This is a genomic window from Stenotrophomonas sp. PI_27 (assembly GCF_027854495.1).
Lineage (GTDB): Bacteria > Pseudomonadota > Gammaproteobacteria > Xanthomonadales > Xanthomonadaceae > Stenotrophomonas > Stenotrophomonas pavanii.
On the sequence record NZ_JAJNOF010000002.1, the window covers coordinates 384294 to 407443 of the forward strand.

Genomic DNA, 23150 nt, shown 5'->3' on the forward strand with positions numbered 1-23150 from the left:
TTCGCCTCTATCCACCGCCTGCGCTGCAGCCACAATAGACCATGGAGCCGATATCCCAGAACCCCTCCCATACAGTCGTCACCACAGCCACGCGCCCCAAAAGTCTTCCTGCCGAACTCCACGACGCTTGAACTGGACCGAATCGGCGTCCGTTTGCCGCCCGCTGCATCGCCTGCCCGGCTTGGGAACCCGCAGCATGCTGCCACGTCGTGGCATGAGGAGCAGCGCTGATGCCCGAGCCAGTGCTTCCAACTGCAGAATTGGCAGCAGCATTTGCCACCTGTGCGCCGGATGCGACTTCACCAGTTGTCGACGTACTCTCCGGCCCGCTAGCGCCAAGCTTGCCCCAGTCCCATCGCCTCTCCGAAACGCAATCGGCGAAGGTTGCCTGAAGCCCATGCGGATCATTTAGGGCAATCGGCATGGATCCAACATAGGCATAGGTGTTTACTCCACCTTCCAGCCCGATTGGATCACTCTGCGAGTACCGCCCCACCGCCGGGTCGTACTCGCGCTGGTAGTTGTAGAACAACCCACTCGCATCCGTCGCCTGCTGGCCCGGGAAGCGCAGTGCCAGCTCGAACGCCACACCATCGCCGTCCGGGTCAGCACTTGGAATCTGGTTGCCGAACACTTCGCTCTTGTTGCTCCACTCCCAGATCGCGACATCGCGCGCCGGGTCGATCACCACGCGCGGGGTGCCCAGGTGATCTGGTTGGACGTAGGCCAGTTCTGGCACGCCGGTACTCGGCACGTTGATCAGCGCCACCGGATAATTCTCCAGCCAGATGGCCTGCTGCTGCGCCTGGCCCGTGGCCGAGTAGTTGCCCAGCCATTGCCCCGCCTCGTCATACAGGGTGATCTGAGCAGCGCCACCAGCCGGAGTACGCAGCACGCGCTCGCCCCGGTGGTTGTAGCCGTAGCTTTCCAACACGGCATTGCCCTGCTTCACCGCGTTCATGCGGTTGGCATCGTTGTAGGTGAAGGTCTTGCTGCCGATGCGGGTGGTGTTGCCCACAGCGTCATGGTTGCGCGCTTCGCCATCCACTGCGGTCAGCCGGTGGCTGGTTGCGGGATAGGTGTAGCTGGCGGTGCCTGCCGAGGTGGTCAGCGCGGTGCGATTGCCGGTGGCGTCGTAGGCATAGGTTTCGATCGGGGTGCCGGTCGTGCCGTCCTGGGTCTGGGTCAGGCGACCCAGCGCGTCATAGGCATACTTGGCCAGCACCGTTGAGCCTGTGCCGTTCTTCAGCTCGGTGATCGAACCGACGGGATCGTAGCCATAGCCCAGCGACAGGCCACCGGCGGCCGGGTCATGCACCGCCTGCGGGCGGTGATCCAGATCCAGCGGACGCTGCAGCTGGCGGCCGTTGCCGTAGGTCCAGCCGGTCGCCGGGCCGAAGGCCGCATAGGTCACGTTGTTCACCACGATCTGGCGCGCCTGGCCGGGGCGGGTCAGACCGATCTGGCTGATGCGCCCTTGGGTATCGCGCACGTAGTCGGCCACGCTCCCGTCTGGGTAGGTCAACGCGCTCAGGCGACCCGATTTGCTGTAGGCATAGCGCAGTGTGCTGGCGACACCATTGACGGTCTGCACCTTGCGGGTGACCTGGCCGAAACGGTCATGGCAGTACTGGGTGCTGCCATTGGCATGCAGCACCTGCCCCAGGCGTCCCTTGGCAAAGCGTTCGTCGGCGGCACAGACCGCTGGCGCCACGTCATAGCTGTAGCCCACGTCCAGATTGGGATCCGGGTAGGCGATGCCGATCAGGCGGTTGAGCGCATCGTAGTGATAGGTGGCGGTGATGCCGCGCGCATCGGTGGCCGTCTTGCGGTTGCCGGCTGCGTCCACGGTGAAGCTGCTGGCGCCACTGTCCGGGCTGACCTGCCCGGTCAGGTCACCGAACCCGTTGTAGGCGTAGGTGGTGTGCAGGCCCTTCGGGTCGGTGACCTGGGTGACCTGGTCCAGCGCGTTGTACTGGCTGCGGATCTCCGCCGCCACGCCGCCGACATCCTGCAGGGTCTGCGCCAGTCGGTTGAGCGGATCGTACTGCTGGCTGGTCACGCGCTGCAGGGCGTCGGTCACGGTCTGCGGGTTGCCGTTCGCATCGTAGGCAAAGCCGGTGGCGTGATTGCTCGCGTCCTTCAGTGCGGTCAGCTGGCCGAGCGTGTTGAACGTCCGTGCCAGGGTGCGACGCAGGGTGCCGCCAGTATCCAGAGTGTCTTCCTTGAGGCGGTTGCCGGCGTTGTCCAGCGTGTAGTGAATGGTGTTGCCGGCGTTGTCGGCGATATCCGTCAGCCGCTGGGCGGCGTCGTAGACATAGGTAACGCTGCCGCCGTCAGGCTCGGTGACCTGTTGCACCTGGCCGGTCGGCCAGTAGCTGATCTGGGTGACCCGATTCTCGGCCGTGGTCGCGCCACGCACGGTGACCGAGGTTGGCCAGCCGCGGGCATGGTAGGTGTAGTCGGTGACCACGCCGTTGGCATCCTTGACCGACAACGGCCGCCCGAACGCGTCGTAGGCCAGAGTCTCGACCGTCTGGCCCAGCGCATTGGTCACGCTGCGCAGGTCGCCCTTGCGATAGGTGCAGGCACCTCCGGTCGCGCACCCTGCATCATCCGAGTAATAGGCATAAGTAACGACATCGGCCACATCCGTGCGCGGGCCATCCACACTCTTCAGCAGCCCCTCCACCGGGCAGCTGCCTGCCGCTGCCACATCAGCGGCTTCGCAGTACGTGTAGCTGGTGATGCGCGTCTGACCGGAAGCGATGTCGGTCACCGTGTTGGTTGTCGGCTGGCGCCGGCCATTGAAGGACGTTCGGGTTTCACGATTGCCGATCCGGGTGGTCAGTACCGCATTGGTTTCAACGTCGCGCGCCGTGGTCACCACACGCTGCTCGGGCAAGCCGACCGCTTCGGTCACGGTATGGATGCTGACGGCACGACCGCTTACCGGATCGGTACCCTGCGCATAGGTGTGCTTGGTCTGGATGCCACGGCGATCGGTGTAGGTATCCAGACGCCGGCGGAAGTCGACACTCTGGTCGTAGTAGGTTCGGCTGACCGTTCCCTGCGAATCCGTCAGGCCGGTCACCTTGCGCGACGGAGCGCTATCGCCGCCGGGTGTCAGGGTGTAGTCGGTCTGCCGCCCCAGCGCGTCGGTCACCACCGCACCGCCATTGGGGCTGTAGGTCAGTGTCACGCCATCGGCACCGCCGGCATGCTGACTGGAGATCACACGACCGATGGAATCGTAGGTAAAGGTGCTGTAGCGGCGACCGTCCTCGGCGGTGATACCCGTCAGGTGCTGGGGGAAAGCCTGGTTCTCGTAGTGATACGTGCGCACATCGCCACCCGCATAGGTCACCGTGGCGACCTGGTTCTGCGGCGTGTAGGTATAGGCGGCGAGCGCAATGCCTTCGACCAGCACCGAACTGATCAGCGCCTCATAGTCGTCGGACTGGTAAACGAACTCCAGTGTGCGGCCACTGCTGTGGATGACCGCCGCAAGGCGGTCGCTGTCGTCGTAGATATAGGTCAGCGACGTGCCATCCGGGAAGCGCTTGGCGGCCAGACGCCCGTCCGCGCCGAAGGTCGAGAGGGAGCCCTCCGAGTACAGTGTCCAGTTGCCGTTCTGGACCAGACGATCGCCACTATCGTCGTCCGCCTCATAGGCTTGGCCGACCTTCTTGAATGCTCGCTGGAAACCAGTACTTTCAATGATGCCCACACTGTCAACGCCATCCAGTGCCAGATGGGCGCCCAGCGAATGGGTCCAGCCATAACCGAAGCCACCGGATGAGGTCGAGATGCCGGAGTGATAGAAGCGCGTCAGCGCGATCCAGCCCAGATCGAAGTCCGGCGCGATCTCGTACTTCTCGCCCGTTTTAACATCACATGGGTTGCCGACATTACCGTCGCAGGTACCGCCGTTGGAGGCCGGGTCCTTGTCGGGAATCGGACTCATGTTCACCGCTGTATCGTTGCGGGACATGGGGCAGCTACCGTTGCCGCCGTCCTTGTCGCATTTCTGCGACTTCGAGGTGATGGTCGCAACGAATTCTTCGCTGACGCAGGCGTTGTGCTTGTTGGACCACTGTGTGAGGGGAATCGGGCAGTTCAAGCGCCGGGTACGCGCGACCGCCACCGTTCCGGTGTACGGCGTGCAGGGTGATTCAGCCGTGTTGTTGCCAGCCATGGAAGTCAGATCGTAGTAGCGCGACTCGATGACACCTTCCTGATCGGGCGAAGCTGCAAACCAGTCGCCAGAAGGAGTGACCGCCGCCCCGGGGCACATGGGATTGCTGGCTTGTTGGTCCGCAAGAAGATCGGCCACCATCGCCTCTTCCGTCGGGAATATGTCACGCCCGATGTAGGACCAGTCCGGGTCGGAGGGCTGCGACTTCCCCATCCAGTAGGTGATCGACGTATTGCCGTTCAAGTCCACAACTTTCGACTTGATCTTGTCGACAGACTGCCAGCCGAACTGGAACTCCGGCGGGAATGGACTGGGTGCGGGCAGGCTCTTGATCGCCTGCACCGCCTGCTGCTGGGTCTTGTACTGCGTCGAATTGCCGCCGGGCTGTGAAATGCGCCAGGTGATCTTGCTTTCCTGCGCCTGTGCCACTGCGGGGGCGAAGCAGCCAACGGCAACGATCGCCAGCACGGCACACGAAATGGTCTTCAGTCGTTCCAACATCCCTGTTCTCCTTCCTGGACGAACACAGCGCCGGCGGGAACGAGAACGCGGAGCTGTGCCCCGCGTCATGCTTCGGATCGTCCCTGGTCCGGAATGCGGCAGTGCCACATGCCGCCTTTATCGTTGAGGACGCTTGCACATTCAAGTGCGGAGTCGCGTAACCGATCACAGATTCAAGCATCCAACGCCATCCAGCGGACTACGCCCCGTCCCATGACTTCCTGCACGGGGAATTGGTGTTATACCTCACTACATTACCAGTACGACCTGGCGCGAGGTCGGCAGGCTGTGGCACTCCGCTGCAGACCTGACCCATCGGAAGGGCCGGCACGCGTCACGGCCCAGGGGAATGGCAATGAAAAGCAGCCGAGTGACGTTGTGGGCGCTGGCCGCGGTGATGGCCGCGGCGGGCACCGCCCACGCAGGGGAAATCCAAGTGGATCGCGGTGCCTACGCGCTGCAGGCCGAAGAGACCGGGACAGGCCCGATCACCGTGGTCTTCGAATCCGGTTTCGGGCAGGGCGCGGGCGCCTGGAAGGAGGTGGTTGCCGGTCTGGGGCGCGACTACCACAGCATCACCTACGCCCGTGCAGGACTTGGCAAGTCCGGCAGCGACGGCCACCCCAAGCGCATCGATGCGCATCTGGCCGACCTCACGGCAGTGATCGATACGCTCGCACCCGGTCGCCGCGTTGTGCTGGTGGGTCACTCCTATGGCGGCCTGCTGGCCACGGAGTTTGCACGCCGCCATCCGGAGTGCCTGCAGGGCCTGGTGCTGGTGGACCCGGCCACGATGGGGCAGCGCCATGCGTTCAAGCAGGCCGACAGTGCCCGCGTGCAGGCAGATGATGCCCGGCTGCGGGCGATGCTGCCGCCAGCCATGGCCGCCGACTACGCCGTGCTGACCGAACAACTGGATGCACCCGGTGCGGAAACCCCGCGCACGATGCCGGACGTGCCGGTGGCGCTGCTGACTGCAACGCGGCTGGCTGCCGAGCCGCTGTTCTTCGAGGAAACCGCAGGGGGCAAGGCGCTCTGGAAGGCACAGCACGCCCTGCTCTTCTCGGGGTTCACGCGCGGCACGCATCGCTACCTGGCGACCGGGCACACCCTCCAGCGCGAGGATCCTGCTGCGGTGGTGGCCGCGATTCAATCGGTCTCCGGCACCTTGAAGTAGCCGTTCCAGGCAACGGCCTTCCGGGTTGTCCCGGCTACTGCTCCCGCAGGCGCACCGCAAAATAGCGCGTCGGGGAAAGGCCAAGCGCCTTCTTGAACATGGTGATGAAGGCCGTCACCGACTCATAGCCCAGCGTCTCGGAAACGCGTTGTACCGATGCGCCCGCGGCAAGTTCCCGAATAGCGATGAGCAGGTGCAGCTGCTGCCGCCAGCGCCCGAAGGACAATCCCGTTTCTCGCTCAACGAGCCGGGTCAACGTGCGCTCGCCCAGGGCCAGGCGCATGGCCCACTGGCCGATGGTGCTGCGGTCTGCCGGATCCGCCGACAGCGCCGCCGCCAACGCCCGCACCTTCGGGTGATGGCTGACCGGCAGCGACAGATGCTCGGCCGGCATCTGCACCAGTTCGTCCAGCAGCACCCGCGCCAACCGGTCGGTGTGGCTGCCATGCGGATAGTCCAGCGGCGCGTCGGCCAGGTGCAGGATCATCTCGCGCAGCATCGGGGAGATCGCCAGTGTCACGCACTGCGCTGGCAGGTCGACGATGCCGGGCTCGACGAACAGGTAGCACAGGCGCGCGTTGGCGGTGGCGCGGTTGCTGTGCGGCATGCCGCCCGGAATCCAGACGCCACACTGGGGCGGCACGATCCACAGCGCGTTGGCCACTTCGCAGGTCACCGCCCCATGCAGCGCAAGAATGAGCTGGCCCTTTCGATGCTCATGCACCGGAATTTCCGCGTCGTGCTCGGCCACCTGCAGGCGGCTGGCAACCGCCGGGCGATCGGTCTCGTCCGGGTCCAGGTCAAAGCCGGGGAGCGAAATGCGAGCCATTCTCACATTGACCGGTTTTAGCGATTAATTGTCATTGTAGCGAAATTCTCCAGTGCGGCCGATCACTAGCATGAGCCGCATGCACGCCCCCACCCCTGCCCGTCCCCACGTGTTCCAGGCATTCGCCTGGTTGAAAAGCCCTGCCCTCAGGACCGACCAGGAGGCGGTGCTGTTCTCGCTCAAATGCCTGCTCGCCGCGTCGCTGGGGCTGTATGTCTCTCTAAGGATCGGCCTGAATCGCCCGTTCTGGGTGATCGGGACGGTCTATCTGGTGTCGCAACCGCTGTCCGGGGCAACACTCAGCCGCGGCCTGTTCCGCCTGCTCGGTACCGTGGGCGGGGCCGTCGCCACCGTCGTGCTGGTGCCACGTTTCGCCAATGCACCCCTGGTGCTGAGCGCCGCGCTTGCGACCTGGATGGCGCTGTGCCTGTACCTGGCGATGCTCGACCGCACGCCACGTGCGTACGCGTTCCTGCTGGCCGGCTATACCACCAGCCTGATCGGGTTTCCTGCGGTGATGGTGCCGGGAGACGTGTTCACCATCGCCATCACGCGGGTGCAGGAAATCGCCATCGGCATCCTGGCGGCTACGCTGGTACATGGGCTGGTGCTGCCGCGCCGGGTCTCGATGCGCGTGCACGCGCGGGTTGCTGCCGTGCTGGATGACGCGGAACGATGGACACGCGACATGCGCGCCGGCGCATCGGACACGGCGCTGGCGACGGACCGCTCGAAAGTGGCGGCCGACCTGCTCGAACTGCATGTGCTGTCGATCCACCTGCCCTTCGACAGCGCCCACGGCGTGGCCCAGGTGCAGATCCTGCGTGCCCTGCATGACCGGATGCTGGACGTACTGATGCTGTCCAGCGCGGTGGAAGATTCCCTCGCACGGCTGCGCTCATCACAGGCCAGCGCCATGGATTCGCCTGGCTGGCGCGAGCTGATGCAGACCGGCCTCGCCGCGCAACAGGCCGAGCTCGACCTCGCCCACGCCGACTGCCGCGTGCTGCATGCACAACTAAGCGCTGCCCGCCCCGACTGGCGCCGGCATGTACCTGCCCGCCTTGCGCGACATGCGCAGGGTGCGGTACTTCACCGGGATCATCGGCTTGCCCTGCGCAGCGCGCTGGGCGCGTTCGTCGGCATCCTGCTGAGCTGCGTGCTGTGGATCGTTACCGGCTGGTCGGAGGGCGCCACGGCGGTGTCCATCATCGGCACGGCGTGCGTGCTGTTCGGCACGATCGAAGCGCCTGCGCCGCATCTCATGCACTATCTGGTGGGGTCGTCGATCGGCGTTGCCGTCGGCCTGCTCTACGGTCTGCTGATCTTCCCCGCGTTGTCCGATATCACCGGCCTGATTGCCGCGCTCGCGCCGGTGCTGCTGCTGTGCGGATCGTTCCTGGCCCGACCACCCTTCATCATGGCCGCCTTGGGCGTGGTGCTGACGTTTCCGCTCATCGCCGGCCTGGGTGCGACCAATACGGTCAACGTCGTCGGCGCACTCAACAACAGCGTTGCGTTGTTCATCGGTACGACGGTGGCATTGTGCAGCATGCAGTTGTTCCAGACCGCCGATGCGGGCCGCAACCGCGCTCGGCTGGAGCGTTCGATCCGTCGGGACATCGCACGACACGCCGCCGGACAAGGCGGCGTGGCCCGGGCCTGGCTCAGCCGCATGCTGGATCGAATCGGGCAGCTCGCTCCCCGGTTGCGGGGCGGTTCCAGTGCCGCAGACGACCTGCGGGCATTGTTTGCGGACGTGCGCGCGGCACGTGCATCCAACCAACTCCGCGCACTGGACAAGTGCCAGGACAACCCGCAGGTCCGGGCGCTTCATGCGGCACTGGTCGAACGCATCGCTGCACATTTCAGGGTACGCGCCCACTCGGCACGCAGTGTCGACATCCATCTTCTGGAACTGCTGGACCGCATGCACGAGGCCGCGACGGCCCGCAGCGGGGCTGATCGGGATCACCTGTTGCATCTGCTCTGCAGCCTGCGCCGCGACCTGCTGGTACCCGCGCTCACCCATCGGCACTGACCTCATGCTTCCTGATCTTTCCATTGATGGGGTGCTCATTCCAGCACTGCTCGCCGTGGCGGTGGCCGCGCTGGTGCTGTCGGTGCTGACCTCACGTCTGCTCGCCAGCCTCGGCCTGTACCGGTGGTTCGCCGCGCGGCCTCTGGTGGGCCTGTCCCTGTTCGTGATCCTGGCGGAGCTGATGATCCGGCTCGCGCCCCTGCTCGAGAGATGAAATGAAACACCTGCTTGCTGTCATCGGGCGCTGGAGCGCCACACTGGGCGTGTGCGCACTTGCTGCCGTCGCCGCGCTTTCGCTCTGGAGTCGTTACGAAATGCGCCCGTGGACGCGGGACGGGCGGGTGCGCGCCGATGTGGTGCGCGTTGCATCAGACATGGGGGGGCTGGTGACCCAGGTGCGGGTGCACGACAACCAGCGGGTCAGCGCCGGACAACTGCTACTGGTGCTGGATCAACCGCGCTTCGCTGCCGCACTTGAGAAGGCCGACGCAGCGGTCAGCAGCGCACGCGCCACGCTGGCGCTGGCCCGCCGAGAATCGACGCGGGACAACGCACTGGGCAACCTGGTCGCCTCGGAAACACGCGAACGCAATGCGGCCAAGGTCGATACCGAGCTGGCCGCCCTGGCGCAGGCACGGGCCGAGCAGCGCGTTGCCCAGCTCAACGTGCAACGCACCGAGGTGCGCGCGAGTACCGATGGCATCGTCACCAACCTGGACCTGCATGCCGGCGACTACCTGCAACCGGGCGCGCAGGCGCTGGCGCTGATCGACACCGGCAGCCTGCGTATCGAGGGCTACTTCGAGGAAACCAAACTGGGCTGCATCACCGAGGGCGATGCCGCCGTGGCGCGGCTGATGGGCGACGCCCGCGATGTCCGCGGACACGTGGAGACCATCGCCGCCGGCATTGCCGACGATCAGCGCTCGAGCACGCACAACCTGCTGCCTGCCGTGGCACCGACCTATACCTGGGTCAGGCTGGCCCAGCGCATCCCGGTACGCATCCGTATCGACGATACGCCGGCGGATACCCGCCTGATCGTGGGTCGCACCGCGACTGTCACCATCACACCCTCGGCACAGGGAGCCTGCAAGTGAGCGTGCGAACAGTGCGTGGTGGGCTGCTTGCCCTCCTGCTGCCGATGACGGCCTGCGTCTCCGGCCCCGACTATCACCTGCCTGCGAATGCCGTCGCGGCCTCTCCCCAGGCGGCGCGGCCGTTCATCTCGGGCCAGGACGCATCGTTCAGCCGCGACGTGCCTCCGGATCGGTGGTGGCAGCTGTATGGCGACCCGCAGCTTGACGCCTATGTAGGCGAAGCACTGGCAGCCAATACCGACCTGCGCGCCGCCGAGGCCAACCTTCGGCGCGCCAGCGCTACCGTGCTGGAGTACCGCGCGCGCGGGGCCGTGCAAACCGACGTGGATGCATCGGGCACGCTCACCCATGCCGGTGGCTACACCCAGGCGTCGGCCGCGCCGCAGTCGTATGTGCTGGGCCTTCACCTCTCCTATCCACTGGATCTTGCAGGTGGCATCCGACGCGGCATCGAAGCCGCCAACGCGGACGCGGAGGTCGTCGCTGCGGCACGGGACCAGGTCCGCGTGGTCGTCGCTGCGGCCGTCACCCGGGCCTATCTCCAGGTGTGCACCCGCAATCACACGCTCACTGCAACCCGACAGGTGCTGGCGATACAGCACGCCACGCTGGAGGCAACCCGTCGCCTGGCTGCAGGCGGGCGTGGAACGGACTTCGATGTCAGCCGTGCCGGCGCCGCGGTCAACCGCAGCGCGGCGGCGGTACCGCACCTGCTGGCGGAGCGCCAGGCCGCACTGTTCGAGCTGGCCGCACTGATGGGCAGGGTCCCGGCAGACTATCCCAGGGAGGCGGAAGCCTGCCCCCAGCCCCCTGAGCTGGAGCAGGCGCTGCCGGTCGGTGACGGCTGGCAGCTGCTCCAGCGGCGCCCCGACATACGTGCCGCCGAGCGCGGCCTTGCGGCGGCCACGGCGATGATCGGCGTAGAGACCGCAGACCTTTATCCGCGGGTCACCTTGGGCGGTTCCCTGGGTACAGCGGGCACGCGGCGTCAGCTGCTTTCGGCCGACGGTTCCGGGGTGAGCGTCGGGCCACTGCTCTCATGGCACTGGCCCAACCGCCGCGTGGCCGAGGCCCGCATCGCGGCGGCCGGCGCCAATGCAGAGGCCACTCTTGCTTCTTTCGACGGCGTGGTGCTGCAGGCCCTGCGCCAGACCGAGACCGCGCTTTCTGCCTGCACGCAGGAGCTTGAACGCGAGCGCAGCCTGGCGCAGGCGCGTGGGGATGCCGAGCGGGCCGCCGGGCAGGCACAGCAACTGTACCGTTACGGCAGGATCGATTTCCTCGACGTGCTTTCGGCCCAGGCCGCGCTGGCAGATGCGGAGTCCGCACTGGCCGCCTCGCGCGCGCAGCGGGTCGACCGTCAGATGGATGTGTTCCTGTCACTGGGTGGCGGTTGGGCTGGAGGGGCCGTCGCCGTTGGTGCGGCCCGCTGAGATCGTCTTCGCAGCCGCAGCCGCTCCCCGATCTGTTCATGAAAGCCCTGTCCACACCCGTATTCATTCACACAGCCTGCCCTATATTCGCGCTCACAGCGCCGCATATCGCGGCCATGACGGAGGCATCCCGATGACATCCATACGTCTTCTTGCCATTGCCGTGGGCTCGGCCGCAGCACTCGCCGTAGCGCCCGCCTTCGCCGATCCGCCGCACCATGCCCGCGGCAACGGCCCGCCGCCGCATGCAGGCGGCCCGCACCACCGCGATGCGCCGCCGCCGGGTTGGCAGAAGAAGGCCTGGCGTCGTGGCGAGCGCCTGCCCTGGGCCGAAGTGGACCGCCGCTACTGGGTAGACGATTACGCCCGCTATCACCTGCGCGAGCCGGGCCGCGACCGGCGCTGGGTGCGCCAGTCCGACAACGAGTACCTGTTGGTGGAGATCGCCACCGGCTTGATTGTCGACGCCCTGCATCGTTGAAGCGACCTGCAACGTCCCACGCGGGGCGATCTGCCTCGGTGCAGACACCTTACGACCGGGGCCGCCCCGGTCGGCGGTGTCTGCGCCCACGGCGCCCCGCCCGCCTCCGCGGCCCGCCATGCAGGCCCTCCCGCAGCGCGATATACCCGCACATCAGCGCTGTGGCAAATAGCCCCATCGCCACCAGTATTTCGAATCCCCGATCACCAAAGAGCAGGCGGATGGAGGTCTCCAGTGAGCACAGCCTGCCGCAGCGCAGGCCGTGCTCGTTGAAGCCATGGGTGAGCACCAGTACGCCCATCAGCCCGCACCACGCCATCAGGGCCAGGCTTGCGATGAAGATGAAAGGTCGATGGATACGCATGCGCTCGTCGCGGTCTTCTACGGTGATGTCCAGCGCGACGTTGCGAGCACGCGATCGGAAGCATCCAGCTCTACCGACCAGGCTTGGGTATCCAGGCGCAGCCGGTTCTCATACCACCATCGCTGCGCACAGCGACCACTGCATCCACGGCTGGCATAGCGGGTAAAGGGAGCACCGGCGTGCTCCACCACGTCAGGGTGCCCCAGCGCCCGCAGTACCTCTGCCCTGCTCGCCCCGACCGAGACCGAGGCAAGCGCGTGGGAATGCCACGCCGAGATCGCCGAGCAACCGGCCACGTACGCCATAAACAGCCCGACCAGCCCCCACATCAGTGTCCTCATTGACAGATCCCCTCCTGCGCCGCGCGCCCGCGCATCATCCGCGCAGACGCTCTTCGACGTCAAACTTCAACGACAAGCGGACCTGTTGCGGCGCCCGGCAACCGTGCTAGCGTGCGCCGACCGATGATTCAGGATGAACGCAGGGACACCCGTCGATGGCAGGCAAGCGCCGGAAGGACAGGATCACGCAGGCGCACCGTCTGTTCGTGAAGCGGTACGGGCCCAAGGGCGGCGCCATGCCAAATCCAGCGACCGGCCCTGCGACTGGAACTGCGAGAGCGGCTCAAGCGTCTGGCGCCAGAAGAGCGGGTCAGGGTGCTCCCCGGTGAGGACGACAACGATGATCAGCCCTGGAGGAGTGATCCGGCGCGCCATCGTCGTGACACTCTGCAGTGTACTGTGCGCCTGCGGCCTGGTGATGGACAGTTCGTTCGACACGCTGCGCGAGGCGCTCGATTCCGACATGGTGAACAAGGGATGGATTCCCGGCTGGGTGCCGCAAGCGGCGACCGACCTGCGAGAGGTACATGACCTCGACTCGAACACCAGCGCGCTGGCCTTCACCAAACCCCCTGCGGTATCACTGCAGCTGCCTGCGGATTGCCAGGCAACGACATTCAGTAGCAGCGATCCTGTTGCGTTCGATCGATACTGGTGGCCGGGCGACTGGACGCTCAAGTCGTCGTACCGTGTCTTTCGCTGCGCGCCCGAATCCGGAAAATCAGTCTTCGTCGCCATCAACAGGACCGAAGACCACGTGCTCTTCTGGCGAACCTACGCGCGGTGATGCGCCAGCGCCCCCCTATTCCTCCCCAGGACACCATGATGCCCAACGCACGAGCACGCTTCGCTGCCCTCGCCCTCTTCCTCCCGGCGTGCTTGCCGGCCTACGCCGCAAAGGACGCCCCTGCCGACGTCGAGGCGATCAAACAGGTGGTCGAATCCTTCCGCACCTCGCTGATCAACAAGGACAAGCCGACCTACATGAGCCTGTTCTTCTCTGATAAACCGGAAGACATCGGCTGGCAGTACGTTTCCGAGGATGTGCGCCTGCAGGACATCCGCAGGGCCAAGCCCGATGCGATCAAGGCACGGCAGATTCCCGCCAACAACTTCATCGCACTGATCGACGGGGCGGTGGCCTCGCTGAAGCCGAAAGAAGAGACATTCTCCAACACGAAGATCGAGACGGATGGCGATGTGGCCTCGGTGTCGTTCGACTACAGCTTCCACGACGATGGGGTGAAGACCAACTGGGGCAAGGAAATGTGGCAGCTGATCCGCACCGAACAAGGCTGGAAGATCTTTTCGGTGGTCTATTCGATCCGCGATTCACGCAGCCCGGACCAGTAAAGCTGGATGGCGCCGAGCGCCGATTGCGATCCATTCAGCCAGCGCATTGGCAATCAGCCAGTGATCGGGCAGAGTTCGGCCACGCGCAAGGACGCATGCCATGACCCGCCTGCTGATCATCGAAGACAACCCCGAGCTGGTTGCCAACCTGTATGCCTTCTTTGAACCGCTGGGCTACGTGCTGGACGACGCCCGCGACGGTGCCAGCGGACTGCGCCGGGCCACGCAGCACGACTACGACGCCATCCTGCTGGACCTGATGCTGCCGCGCCTGGACGGCATGACGCTGTGCCAGAGGCTGCGCCAGGAGTTCCAGAACCCGGTGCCGATCCTGATGCTGACCGCGCGCGACCCGGTGGATGACCGGGTGCAGGGCCTCGCCCTGGGCGCGGATGACTACCTGGTCAAGCCGTGCTCGCTGAAGGAACTGGACGCGCGGATCAAGGCCCTGGTACGACGCGCGCAGGGTCGCCAGGTCGACAGCGTGCTGGCGTGGAAGGACCTGCAGGTGGACACGCGCTCACCACAGGCCTGGCGGCAAGGCCGCTGCATCGCGCTGACGCCCACGTCGCACAAGCTGCTGATGTGCCTGGTGCGTGCGGCGCCCGCGGTGGTCCGCAAGCAGGAGATGGAGTATCTGGTCTGGGGCGACGAACCACCGGACAGCGGCGCGCTGCGAACCCACATCCATGAGCTGCGCCTGCTGGTGGACCGCAGCTTCGACACCGCGCTGATCACCACGGTACACAGCGTCGGCTGGCGCATGCAGGCGTGAGCCCTGCGTCCCTCTACCGCCGCCTGAGCCTGCGCACCCGCATCACGATCTCGTTCGTGCTGTTGATGGCCGGTGCCATGGGGTTCATCGTGCTGGCCGAGCAGGTCGACTACGACCAGGTCCGGGCCGCCGTCGTTGCGCGGACCCAGCACAGCGAAGTGCAGCGGCTGCAGGCCGCGCTGGCCCGGGGCCAACGCCCCGCCCTGCCAGCGGGGACCCGGTTGTACGATGCCGATGACGTGCCCGCTGTGCTGCGCCAGTACGGCCCGGGCCATCACGGCGAAGAGGCGCCCAACGAGTGGCACCTGAGCGTCTTCGACAGCGGCGGCCAGCGCTACTACCTGCTGCAGGACGCAGCGCACTATGCCTATCTGGAACATCTGATCAATGCCTTCGCCGCGCTGGTCATTTCGATCTGCGTGCTCGGTGCCTTCCTGATCGGCCGCAAGGTCGCGACCCACGTCATCGCGCCCATCACCCGATTGGCCGATGCGGTGCAGGACGGCCACAAGCCCTTTCCCTACCAGGACGCACGCGATGAGATCGGCGTGCTCGCGCGCGCCTTTGCCCGCCATAGTGACGAGCTCGAACGGTTCCTGCAGCGCGAACAGTGCTTCAGCGGCGACGCCAGCCACGAGCTGCGCACGCCCTTGGCCATCATCGGTGGTGCTGCCGAGACGCTGGCCTGCCAGTTGCCGCCCGACAGCCACCTGGTTCCCAGCGCCGAGCGCATCCTGCGCACCACCCAGGAGATGCAGCGCCAGCTGTCCTGCCTGCTGCTGCTCTCGCGCGCCCCCGGCACCGTGCCACACAACGAAGTGGCCCTGCGCCCGTTGATCGAAGCCTGCATGGAGCGCTGCCAGCCTTGGCTTTCTGGCAAGCCCGTGATCGTTGCGTTTGATGCCCGGCATGACGCCGTGCTGGTCACCAACGCGGATCTGGCGCACAGCATCCTGTGGAATCTGCTGCGCAACGCCTGCCAGTACACCGAAAACGGCGAAGTGCGGATCACCCTCCACGACACCGCACTCATCGTCGCTGACACCGGGCCCGGCCTGCCCTCCAGCATCGATCCACGGCAGTTCCAGCGCTTCGTGCCCAGTGGCGTGCACAGTGGCGAAGGGCTGGGGCTGTCGATCGTGCAGCGGATCGTCGAGCATCTGGGCTGGACGATGACCGTGGAATCCACCGGGCAGGGGTGCCGGTTCACCCTGCGCTGGCCCTGCCCCCGCATCTGACGGATTCCTGACATCGGGCTGCACATGCTCGGGGTTGCTCCCCGCTCTGGATACGGCATGCAGCACCCCAAGGACAGCGGCAAGTACCCGCACGGCAAGACCGGACTGAGCCGCGTCTTCTACACCCTCATCCATTCGCGCGATGGCTTCATCGCCACCTTTCGCGGCGAGGCGGCATTCCGCCAGTTGTTGCTGCTGCACGCACTGCTGATGGCGGCCGCGTTCGTGCTGGACATCAGCACGGTCGAGCGGGCGCTGGTGCTGGCGGTCTGTTTCATCAGCCTTCTGGTGGAACTGCTGAATTCCGCGATTGAGGCCGTGGTTGATCGCATCTCGCTGGAGCAGCATCCGCTGTCCAAGAACGCCAAGGACATGGGCAGCGCCGCGCAGACCACCGCGTTGTTGATGGTCGGTGCGGTGTGGGGCGTGATCCTGCTTGGCTAGCCCGGCAATCCTGACAACTTCCTGATAAAGCCGTTTCGATACTGCGCGCACTCCTGTTCCGCGGAACCTGCTCGTGCGTCAATGCCTCCGTTTCCCACGGCCCCATCCGATCGTTCTGGTCTGGGCCGCCGCACTGTTCTTCGCCACGATTGGAAACATCGCCCTCTGGAAGACGCTGTGGGGGCTGATCGACCTCAACAGCCTGCGCAGCGTGCTGTTCCTGGCCAGCCTGCCGCCGCTGCTGTTCTGCCTGTTCAACCTGCTGCTGACGCCGTTGCTGGCACTCCCCTTCGTGCGCAAGCCGCTGCTGGTGGTGCTGGTCGTCGTCAGCGCCGCGTGCAGCTACTTCATGCTGCACTACAACGTGCTGATCGACCGCAGCATGGTGCAGAACGTGTTCGAAACCAATCAGGCCGAACTGAACGCCTATCTCTCGTTGCCGCTGCTGCTCGCGCTGCTGGCGCTGGGGGTGCTGCCGGCCACCGCGCTGGTCCTGCTGCGCACCACGCGCCGAGCGGCCTCGCTGCGTTCCCTGCTGGTGTGGCCGGCCAATGTCCTGGCGTCGTTGGTGGTGCTGCTGGTGATCGGCTTTGCGTTCTACAAGGACTATTCCTCCCTGCTGCGCAACAACCGCTACATCCGCGACCAGGTGCTGCCGTTGAACGTGCTGCGCCATACCCACGGCTACCTGAAAAGCCGCTACAGCACCCGCCAGCAACCGCTGCGCAGGATCGCCACGGACGCACGGCGCACCGCGGGGCCACGGCCCAGGCTGGTGGTCATGGTGGTCGGTGAAACCGCACGGTCACAGAACTTCCAGTTGAACGGCTACCCGCGCGCGACTAACCCGCGGTTGTCGCGCAGCGACGGCGTCATCAGCTTCAATGATGTCTCCTCGTGTGGCACCGCAACGGCCATCTCGGTGCCGTGCATGTTCTCGCAGATGACCCGCCAGCAATACGACGACGTCCGCGCGGCGACCGAGGAGAACGTGCTCGACATCCTGCAGCGTACCGGCGTCGGCGTGCTCTGGCGCAACAACAACAATGGCGGCTGCAAGGGCGTGTGCGAGCGCGTACCGACCGAGGACATGCCCGCACTCAAGGTGGCCGGCCAGTGCGTCAACACCGACGGCACCTGCTACGACGACGTGCTGCTGCATCAGCTCGGCGCACGCATCGACGCGATCAACGGCGATGCCCTGGTCGTGCTGCATCAGCTTGGCAGCCACGGGCCCACCTACTTTGAACGGTATCCCGCAGCGTCGCGGACCTTCAGCCCGACCTGCGACAGCAACCAGATCCAGCACTGCAGCAACGAGGCACTGGTCAACACGTATGACAACACCCTGGTGCATACCGACCGGGTGCTGGCGGAGACCATCGACCTGCTGCGGGGCTATTCGGACCACCGCGACGTTGCGCTGATCTATGTCTCCGACCATGGTGAGTCGCTCGGCGAACGCGGCATGTACCTGCATGGCACGCCTTACTTCATCGCCCCGCGCGAACAGACCCAGGTGCCGATGGTGATGTGGTTCTCAACGGAATTCAGCCGCAACGCGGGCCTGGACATGGGCTGCCTGCGCGGGAATGCGCTGCACCGCGCGTACAGCCATGACAACGTGTTCCATTCCCTGCTGGGCCTGTTCGGTGTCAGCAGCGCCGTGTACCAGCGCGAACACGATGTGTTCGCCGGCTGCCGGGCGACGACCGCCGCGCCACTTGCCACTGCGCCGGCAGAGCGGCACCGGCTGATGCCGGTCACCGCCCGGAACGTGGCGCGTTACTGTGCGGCCAGGGCGAAATCCAGGCCGGCGCACACCGCCGCCACCTGGGCGTCGTTGCATTCCTGCGGGTTGGTGCGCGGGCTGTCCGGGTAGACCTCGGTGGTGGTGGCAAAGCGCGCATCGGTGAAGCCGGCGCAGGCACCGATCGAACGCGACTCACCCCAGACCACGCCCGGCGACTGCAACGGCAGGCCGACCAGGTTGCCCTCGGCGTCGGCCGGAGCGATATGGGTGATGGGCGCGACCGCGGCGATCAGGGCCTTCTGGAACTCGGCCTGCGGATCCTCGCTGTTGCCGATCACGTAGAAGCCGTCCGGAATGGTGTCACGCTCGAACGGCTTGCCGTCGCGGGCGCAGCGGGCCGGATCGAACTCGTGCAGGTCGCTGTCGGTGGTCTCGTGCAGGTCCAGGTGCACCAGCAGGTTCGGCTTGCGCTCGGCCACCCAGCGCATCAGCGCCGCCGCTTCCTCGATCTGGCCGCCATCACGGAAGCTGCGGTTGGGATCGATCGCATCCGGGTTCCAGCGCTGGATTCGCTCGTAGCCCCAAGGGCTGACGCACGGCGCCACGATCAGGTTCAGCCGGCCCAGATAGCGCTCGGCCTGCTGTTCCAGGAACTGCAGGGCACCGTGCACGCCGCTGGTCTCATAGCCGTGCACGCCGCCGGTGATCAGCGCGGTCGGCAGCGCCGGGTTCCAGTCATGGTTGACCACCGCGAACAGCGGGTAGTGGTCCGGCGCATAGTCCAGCTGGCCGTACTGGATCACGTCGAAGACGCTGTCGTCCAGCCGCTCAAGGGCCGCCACCACATCCTCCTGGTAGCTGCGCTGGCGCTGCTGGCGCGCCCGCCACTGTGCGCGTTCCGCGTCGCCCCAGGGCTGTCCGGGGGTGCCGATCGGGTAGAACTGCGCAACAGTCATGGGGTACTCCAGGGGTCGAACGGGATGGGTGCAGCCGGACATTCTAAGCCCTGTCGCGCCTGCGGGTGCCCTGCCCCGGCCGCGCCTTCATCCAGCCGGGTTCATCTGGTTGTAAAATCAACGGTTTTTGGCCCCTCACCCCTTGATGGCGAACGCAGCGCAGCCGGTCCTGGGTGGACCGGAGTTCCTCCGCCTGCTCGCCCGTCTCAGCGACGGCGCGATGCCGGCCACCAGTCCCGCCCTGACCGATCGCCTCGGCCAGTGGGTGGACTGGAGCCGTGCCGTGGCCCTGTCCGGGGCGCTGGGCGGACGCCTGCCCGAGCCGGGCGAGGCCAGCGAAGCGGTCGACGATGTGCTGGCCGACTGCGCCCACGCCCACGCCAGCCTGCGGGCCTCGATCAGCGAGGATGCCGAGGCCGAGCGCCTGCTGGACCTGGCCGAAGCCGCCGCTGCACCCAACTTTGCCTCGCTGCGCCAGCGCTACCGGGTGCTGCAGCAGGCCATCCAGACCGCCACCGGGCGCCTGCGCGGCCGCCTGCGCGACCAGCTCGTGCAGGTTTCGCCGGAGCTGGCGCGGCTGGCCGAGGTCGATGCGGTGATGGAACAGACCCTCACCCCGCGCGAGCACAGCCTGCTGGCCACGGCGCCGGCCGTGCTCGGCGCCCGTTTTGACCGCGTTCACGGCCAGCCCGGCTGGCGCGCGGCCTTCCGCCATGACATGCGCACGCTGCTGCTTGCCGAGCTGCAGCTGCGCTTCCACCCGATCGAAGGGCTGCAAGCCGCCCTGCGCTCCCACTGACCGGAACACCATGTCCAGAACTGCTTTCCATGTCGTTGTTTTCCTTGTCGGCCTGCTGGCCGTGTGCTGGATCGGCATCGGCTACGTTTCGGTGCATCCGCTGGGTGCAGCGGTGGCGGCGATCATCGCGGCCTGCTACATCGCCGGCGGCGTGGAGCTGTACCGCTACCGCCAGGCCAGCAACGGCCTGCGCAGCGCACTGAGCGACCTGTCCAGCGCGAAGGAGAGCCTTGCCGCCTGGCTGGAACGCGTGCCGCTGGGCCTGCGCAACGCCGTGCGCCTGCGCGTGGAGGGCGAGCGCACTGCTCTGCCCGCACCGGTGCTGACCCCCTACCTGGTCGGCCTGCTGGTGCTGCTGGGCATGCTCGGCACCCTGCTGGGCATGATGGACACGCTGCGTGGCACCGGCATGGCCCTGCAGAGCGCCACCGACATGGCCGCCATCCGCGGCTCGCTGGCCTCGCCGGTGCAGGGCCTGGCGGTGGCATTCGGTACCTCGATCGCGGGCGTGGCCAGCTCGGCCATGCTCGGCCTGTTGGCCGCCCTGCTGCGCCGCGACCGCCTGCAGGCCGTGCAGCAGCTGGACCGCGCCATTGCTGGCGACCTGCACCCGTATTCGCAGGCCTGGCAGCGCGCCGAATCGCTGCGCCTGCTGCAGGCACAGTCCACCGCCCTGCCTGCCCTGGTCGACCGTCTGCAGGCGATGACCAGCACCTTTGAACAGCACAGCGCGGCCGCCAATGAGCGTCTGCTGGCCGGCCAGGCAGAATTCCTGGCCCAGAGCCAGACCCTGCAGGAACGCCTGGCCCTGTCGCTGCAGCAGTCGCTGCGCGAGGGTGCTGAAGCCAGTGCCGCTGCCATCGGTGGCGCACTGCAGCCGATGGCCGAAACCACGCTGGCCGGCCTGGCCGAGCACGGCGAAGCACTGCACGCCCGTGTCGAGCGGGCCGTGCAGCAGCAGCTGGCAGGCTTGAGCGAGGGTTTCGAGCGCAGCCGCATGGCAACCGAGTCCAGCTGGGCCAAGGTCCTGGGCGAGCAGACACAGGCACAGCAGTCGCTGGTCAGCGAACTGCACCAGCACCTGCAAGCCTTCAGCGAGAGCCAGGGCACGCACGCCGAAGCGCTGGTGGCGCGCATCGGCGAGCGCCTGCAGGCCGATGCACAGGGCAATGCAGAGGCCTTGCGCGCCGCCGCCGAGCAGCAGCGGGCCCTGAACGCCGCGCTGGTCGAGCGCCAGCAGCAGGCGCTGCTCGCAGCCGGCCAGCAGCTGGACGAGCACGCGCAGGCGTTGCTGCAGGCACTGGCCCAGCACCACAGCGCCAGCCAGTCCCTGCTGCAGGACCACGAGCAGCAGCGCTCGCAGGAGTGGCAGGCCGCGCAGGCCGCCGTCGCCACCGCGCACGCCGAGCTGCAGGCCAGCCTGGACAGCCGCGAACAGCAGCGCCAGGCGCGCTGGGATGCGGTCAGTGCCGAACTGCAGCAGGCCCACGCCACCCTGCAGGCGCAGCTGCAGGCCGGCGACGAACAGCGCCTGCAGCGCTGGAGCGATACCTTGCAGCATGTGTCCACCGAGCTGGCCGCGCGCCTGCAGGCCAACGGCGAACGCCTGGCCGCGCAGCAGCAGCAGGTCTGCGACACGCTGGCGGCCACCGCACAGCAGATCGGCGAGAACGGTCGCGCGCAGGCCAGTGCCACGCTGGCCGAGGTGTCTACCCTGCTGCAGACCGCCGCGGCCGCGCCGAAGGCTGCCGCCGATGTCATCAACGAGCTGCGCAGCACGCTGTCCGAGAGCCTGGTGCGCGACAACGCAATGCTGGAGGAACGCGGCCGCCTGCTGGCCACCGTGCAGACCCTGCTCGATGCGGTCAACCATGCGTCGCACGAACAGCGCACCGCCGTGGACGCGCTGGTCGGTGGCTCGGCCGAGTTGCTGGAACGCGTGGGCACCCGCTTCACCGACCATATCGCTGCCGAGACCGGCAAGCTGGACGGCATCGCCGCCGCGCTCAACGGCAGCGCTGCCGAAGTGGGCCAGCTGGCCGGCACCTTCGGCGAAGCGGTCGCGCAGTTCGGCGCCGCCGCCACCGCGTTGTCCGGCCGCCTGGAAGAGATCGGTGGCGCCCTGGACGCCTCGCTGGCCCGCAGCGATGAACAGCTGGCCTACTACGTGGCGCAGGCGCGCGAAGTGGTCGACCTCAGCCTGCTGTCGCAGAAACAGGTGATGGAAGAACTGCAGCAGCTGGCCGCGCGCCGCGGCAAGGCCGGCAGCGCATGAGCGACGAGCTGGAGGTCGACGGCGGTTCGCACGCCCCGATCTGGGCCGCCTTCGGCGACCTGATGTCGGTACTGCTGGGCGCGTTCGTGCTGATCCTGGTCGGCGTGGTCGCGGTGCAGCTGGAGCTGTCGCAGCGGCTGGACCAGGAAGTAAAACAGCGCCAGGCCGAAGCCAAGCGCCTGCAGACGCTGGAACAGGCGCTGGCTGGACCGCTGGCCGCCGGCCGCGTGACGCTGGTGGATGGCCGCATCGGCATCAGCGGCAGCGTGCTGTTCGCGCTGAACTCCGACCAGCTGCAGCCCGAAGGCCAGGAGTTGCTGCGCAGCCTGGCCGCGCCGCTGGCCGCCTACCTGGGCAGCCGCGAGGAAATCCTGATGGTCAGCGGCTTCACCGATGACGCGCCGGTGCGCGAAGGCAATCGTCGTTTCGCCGACAACTGGGAGCTGTCCGCGCAGCGATCGCTGACCGTGACGCGTACGCTCATCGCCGATGGCGTACCGGCCGACGCCGTGTTCGCCGCCGCATTCGGCAGCGAGCAGCCGGTCAGTTCCAATGCCAATGAGGAAGGCCGAGCGCGCAACCGTCGCGTCGAGATCGCGCCGATTCCCAAGCCCAAGGCCGCGGATGCCAAGTAAGCCGCCAGCGCTGGAGGGCCTGCGCGCACTGGTGCGTGATCTCGATGCGGGGTCGCGCTCGCTGCCGCATTACCCGCAGGTGCCGATGCTGCAGCAGGTGCAGCGCGAGTGGTCGGAGCTGCGCAGCGAACTGCAGGTGCGCCGCTCGCTGCGCACCGAGGCCCCGGCCGATGGCGGCCCGCTGAACTCGGCGGTGCTGGTGCAGCGCATGCTGGACACGATGCAGGCCACCAGCCCCGGCTACCTGCGCCACTTCATCGACTACGTGGACACGTTGTCCTGGCTGCAGGCACTGCAGGATGGCGCCGCCAGCGGCGGTGATACCGCAAAGCCGAAACGGACACGCAAGCCGCGCTGACCATTGATTGGTAGTGCCGGCCGCTGGCCGGCATCACGCATCTCCGTGTGGGTTCATGTGGTTGCCGGCCAGCGGCCGGCACTACCATCGCGGGTGCTC

20 protein-coding genes are annotated in these 23150 nt (G+C 66.8%); 16 read left to right on the forward strand and 4 right to left on the reverse strand.

Translation table 11 applies throughout. The features are described from left to right. Positions 1-7 precede the first annotated feature (7 nt). Entirely contained in the window at positions 8-4699 is a 4692-nt protein-coding gene (locus LRM18_RS03985; protein ID WP_270951445.1) for an RHS repeat-associated core domain-containing protein, read from the reverse strand. A 355-nt stretch (positions 4700-5054) separates the two neighbouring features. Here LRM18_RS03985 and LRM18_RS03990 point away from each other — a divergent pair, with 355 nt between their 5' ends. Then, a complete protein-coding gene (locus tag LRM18_RS03990; protein ID WP_206631892.1) occupies positions 5055-5876 on the forward strand; it encodes an alpha/beta hydrolase in 822 nt (273 codons plus the stop codon). A gap of 34 nt (positions 5877-5910) precedes the next feature. On the opposite strand, the gene LRM18_RS03995 is transcribed toward LRM18_RS03990, so the two are convergent. Next, a complete protein-coding gene (locus tag LRM18_RS03995; protein WP_272576347.1) occupies positions 5911-6705 on the reverse strand; it encodes a helix-turn-helix transcriptional regulator in 795 nt (264 codons plus the stop codon). Positions 6706-6784: 79 nt separating this feature from the next. Between LRM18_RS03995 and LRM18_RS04000 the strand changes: the two genes are divergently transcribed. The 5 genes from LRM18_RS04000 to LRM18_RS04020 all read left to right on the forward strand — a co-directional run bounded on the left by LRM18_RS04000 (position 6785) and on the right by LRM18_RS04020 (position 11760). Further along, complete coding sequence (locus tag LRM18_RS04000; RefSeq protein WP_270951371.1) at positions 6785-8746, forward strand: FUSC family protein; 1962 nt, start codon at positions 6785-6787, stop codon at positions 8744-8746. A gap of 4 nt (positions 8747-8750) precedes the next feature. Further along, a complete protein-coding gene (locus LRM18_RS04005; protein ID WP_270951373.1) occupies positions 8751-8960 on the forward strand; it encodes a DUF1656 domain-containing protein in 210 nt (69 codons plus the stop codon). Position 8961: 1 nt separating this feature from the next. Next, positions 8962-9846, forward strand: a complete 885-nt coding sequence (locus LRM18_RS04010; protein WP_270951375.1) for a biotin/lipoyl-binding protein — start codon at positions 8962-8964, stop codon at positions 9844-9846. Then, positions 9843-11279 carry an efflux transporter outer membrane subunit gene (locus LRM18_RS04015; RefSeq protein WP_270951378.1) on the forward strand — a complete coding sequence of 479 codons (1437 nt, stop codon included), beginning with the start codon at positions 9843-9845 and terminating at the stop codon, positions 11277-11279. Before LRM18_RS04010 ends, LRM18_RS04015 begins: the two co-directional genes overlap by 4 nt. Before the next feature lie 133 nt (positions 11280-11412). After that, positions 11413-11760 carry an RcnB family protein gene (locus LRM18_RS04020; RefSeq protein WP_019659905.1) on the forward strand — a complete coding sequence of 116 codons (348 nt, stop codon included), beginning with the start codon at positions 11413-11415 and terminating at the stop codon, positions 11758-11760. Between the two features lie 49 nt (positions 11761-11809). On the opposite strand, the gene LRM18_RS04025 is transcribed toward LRM18_RS04020, so the two are convergent. Continuing rightward, positions 11810-12124: a hypothetical protein gene (locus tag LRM18_RS04025; protein WP_270951381.1), complete on the reverse strand. Its 315-nt coding sequence runs from the start codon at positions 12122-12124 to the stop codon at positions 11810-11812. 681 nt (positions 12125-12805) lie between these two features. Here LRM18_RS04025 and LRM18_RS04030 point away from each other — a divergent pair. From LRM18_RS04030 to LRM18_RS04055, 6 genes are all read left to right on the forward strand, one after another. Then, positions 12806-13252 carry a hypothetical protein gene (locus LRM18_RS04030; RefSeq protein WP_182067751.1) on the forward strand — a complete coding sequence of 149 codons (447 nt, stop codon included), beginning with the start codon at positions 12806-12808 and terminating at the stop codon, positions 13250-13252. Between the two features lie 35 nt (positions 13253-13287). Next, positions 13288-13818 (forward strand): nuclear transport factor 2 family protein, encoded by a 531-nt coding sequence (locus LRM18_RS04035; protein WP_270951446.1) that lies wholly within the window; start codon positions 13288-13290, stop codon positions 13816-13818. A 100-nt stretch (positions 13819-13918) separates the two neighbouring features. After that, positions 13919-14593 (forward strand): response regulator transcription factor, encoded by a 675-nt coding sequence (locus tag LRM18_RS04040; RefSeq protein ID WP_270951384.1) that lies wholly within the window; start codon positions 13919-13921, stop codon positions 14591-14593. Next, positions 14590-15831, forward strand: a complete 1242-nt coding sequence (locus LRM18_RS04045) for a HAMP domain-containing sensor histidine kinase (protein WP_206631896.1) — start codon at positions 14590-14592, stop codon at positions 15829-15831. The genes LRM18_RS04040 and LRM18_RS04045 overlap by 4 nt, the downstream gene beginning before the upstream one ends. A 57-nt stretch (positions 15832-15888) precedes the next feature. Further along, on the forward strand, positions 15889-16275 hold the full coding sequence (locus tag LRM18_RS04050) for a diacylglycerol kinase (RefSeq protein ID WP_270951387.1): 387 nt from the start codon (positions 15889-15891) through the stop codon (positions 16273-16275). A 73-nt stretch (positions 16276-16348) separates the two neighbouring features. After that, positions 16349-18157, forward strand: coding sequence for a phosphoethanolamine--lipid A transferase (locus LRM18_RS04055; protein ID WP_270951389.1), 1809 nt, complete (start codon positions 16349-16351; stop codon positions 18155-18157). Here the strand turns inward: LRM18_RS04055 and LRM18_RS04060 are convergent. Then, entirely contained in the window at positions 18061-18984 is a 924-nt protein-coding gene (locus LRM18_RS04060; RefSeq protein WP_064238699.1) for a M14 family metallocarboxypeptidase, read from the reverse strand. The two genes, LRM18_RS04055 and LRM18_RS04060, sit on opposite strands and share 97 nt — an antisense overlap. A 145-nt stretch (positions 18985-19129) precedes the next feature. Between LRM18_RS04060 and LRM18_RS04065 the strand changes: the two genes are divergently transcribed. The 4 genes from LRM18_RS04065 to LRM18_RS04080 are packed head-to-tail and all read left to right on the forward strand — an operon-like array spanning position 19130 to position 23051. Continuing rightward, a complete protein-coding gene (locus LRM18_RS04065) occupies positions 19130-19783 on the forward strand; it encodes a DUF3348 family protein (RefSeq protein ID WP_049469560.1) in 654 nt (217 codons plus the stop codon). Between the two features lie 10 nt (positions 19784-19793). After that, on the forward strand, positions 19794-22058 hold the full coding sequence (locus tag LRM18_RS04070; protein ID WP_270951393.1) for a DUF802 domain-containing protein: 2265 nt from the start codon (positions 19794-19796) through the stop codon (positions 22056-22058). Next, positions 22055-22693 carry an OmpA family protein gene (locus LRM18_RS04075; RefSeq protein WP_053463010.1) on the forward strand — a complete coding sequence of 213 codons (639 nt, stop codon included), beginning with the start codon at positions 22055-22057 and terminating at the stop codon, positions 22691-22693. Before LRM18_RS04070 ends, LRM18_RS04075 begins: the two co-directional genes overlap by 4 nt. Further along, a complete protein-coding gene (locus LRM18_RS04080; RefSeq protein ID WP_049469554.1) occupies positions 22683-23051 on the forward strand; it encodes a DUF2894 domain-containing protein in 369 nt (122 codons plus the stop codon). Before LRM18_RS04075 ends, LRM18_RS04080 begins: the two co-directional genes overlap by 11 nt. The last annotated feature ends 99 nt before the right edge of the window (positions 23052-23150 follow it).

Coding starts and splice junctions, on each gene's coding strand:
- LRM18_RS03985 (WP_270951445.1), bottom strand. CDS start 4,699: ATGTTGGAACGACTGAAGACCATTTCGTGTGCCGTGCTGGCGATCGTT.
- LRM18_RS03990 (WP_206631892.1), top strand. CDS start 5,055: ATGAAAAGCAGCCGAGTGACGTTGTGGGCGCTGGCCGCGGTGATGGCC.
- LRM18_RS03995 (WP_272576347.1), bottom strand. CDS start 6,705: ATGGCTCGCATTTCGCTCCCCGGCTTTGACCTGGACCCGGACGAGACC.
- LRM18_RS04000 (WP_270951371.1), top strand. CDS start 6,785: ATGCACGCCCCCACCCCTGCCCGTCCCCACGTGTTCCAGGCATTCGCC.
- LRM18_RS04005 (WP_270951373.1), top strand. CDS start 8,751: ATGCTTCCTGATCTTTCCATTGATGGGGTGCTCATTCCAGCACTGCTC.
- LRM18_RS04010 (WP_270951375.1), top strand. CDS start 8,962: ATGAAACACCTGCTTGCTGTCATCGGGCGCTGGAGCGCCACACTGGGC.
- LRM18_RS04020 (WP_019659905.1), top strand. CDS start 11,413: ATGACATCCATACGTCTTCTTGCCATTGCCGTGGGCTCGGCCGCAGCA.
- LRM18_RS04025 (WP_270951381.1), bottom strand. CDS start 12,124: ATGCGTATCCATCGACCTTTCATCTTCATCGCAAGCCTGGCCCTGATG.
- LRM18_RS04030 (WP_182067751.1), top strand. CDS start 12,806: ATGATCAGCCCTGGAGGAGTGATCCGGCGCGCCATCGTCGTGACACTC.
- LRM18_RS04035 (WP_270951446.1), top strand. CDS start 13,288: ATGATGCCCAACGCACGAGCACGCTTCGCTGCCCTCGCCCTCTTCCTC.
- LRM18_RS04040 (WP_270951384.1), top strand. CDS start 13,919: ATGACCCGCCTGCTGATCATCGAAGACAACCCCGAGCTGGTTGCCAAC.
- LRM18_RS04050 (WP_270951387.1), top strand. CDS start 15,889: ATGCAGCACCCCAAGGACAGCGGCAAGTACCCGCACGGCAAGACCGGA.
- LRM18_RS04060 (WP_064238699.1), bottom strand. CDS start 18,984: ATGACTGTTGCGCAGTTCTACCCGATCGGCACCCCCGGACAGCCCTGG.
- LRM18_RS04065 (WP_049469560.1), top strand. CDS start 19,130: ATGGCGAACGCAGCGCAGCCGGTCCTGGGTGGACCGGAGTTCCTCCGC.
- LRM18_RS04070 (WP_270951393.1), top strand. CDS start 19,794: ATGTCCAGAACTGCTTTCCATGTCGTTGTTTTCCTTGTCGGCCTGCTG.
- LRM18_RS04075 (WP_053463010.1), top strand. CDS start 22,055: ATGAGCGACGAGCTGGAGGTCGACGGCGGTTCGCACGCCCCGATCTGG.
- LRM18_RS04080 (WP_049469554.1), top strand. CDS start 22,683: ATGCCAAGTAAGCCGCCAGCGCTGGAGGGCCTGCGCGCACTGGTGCGT.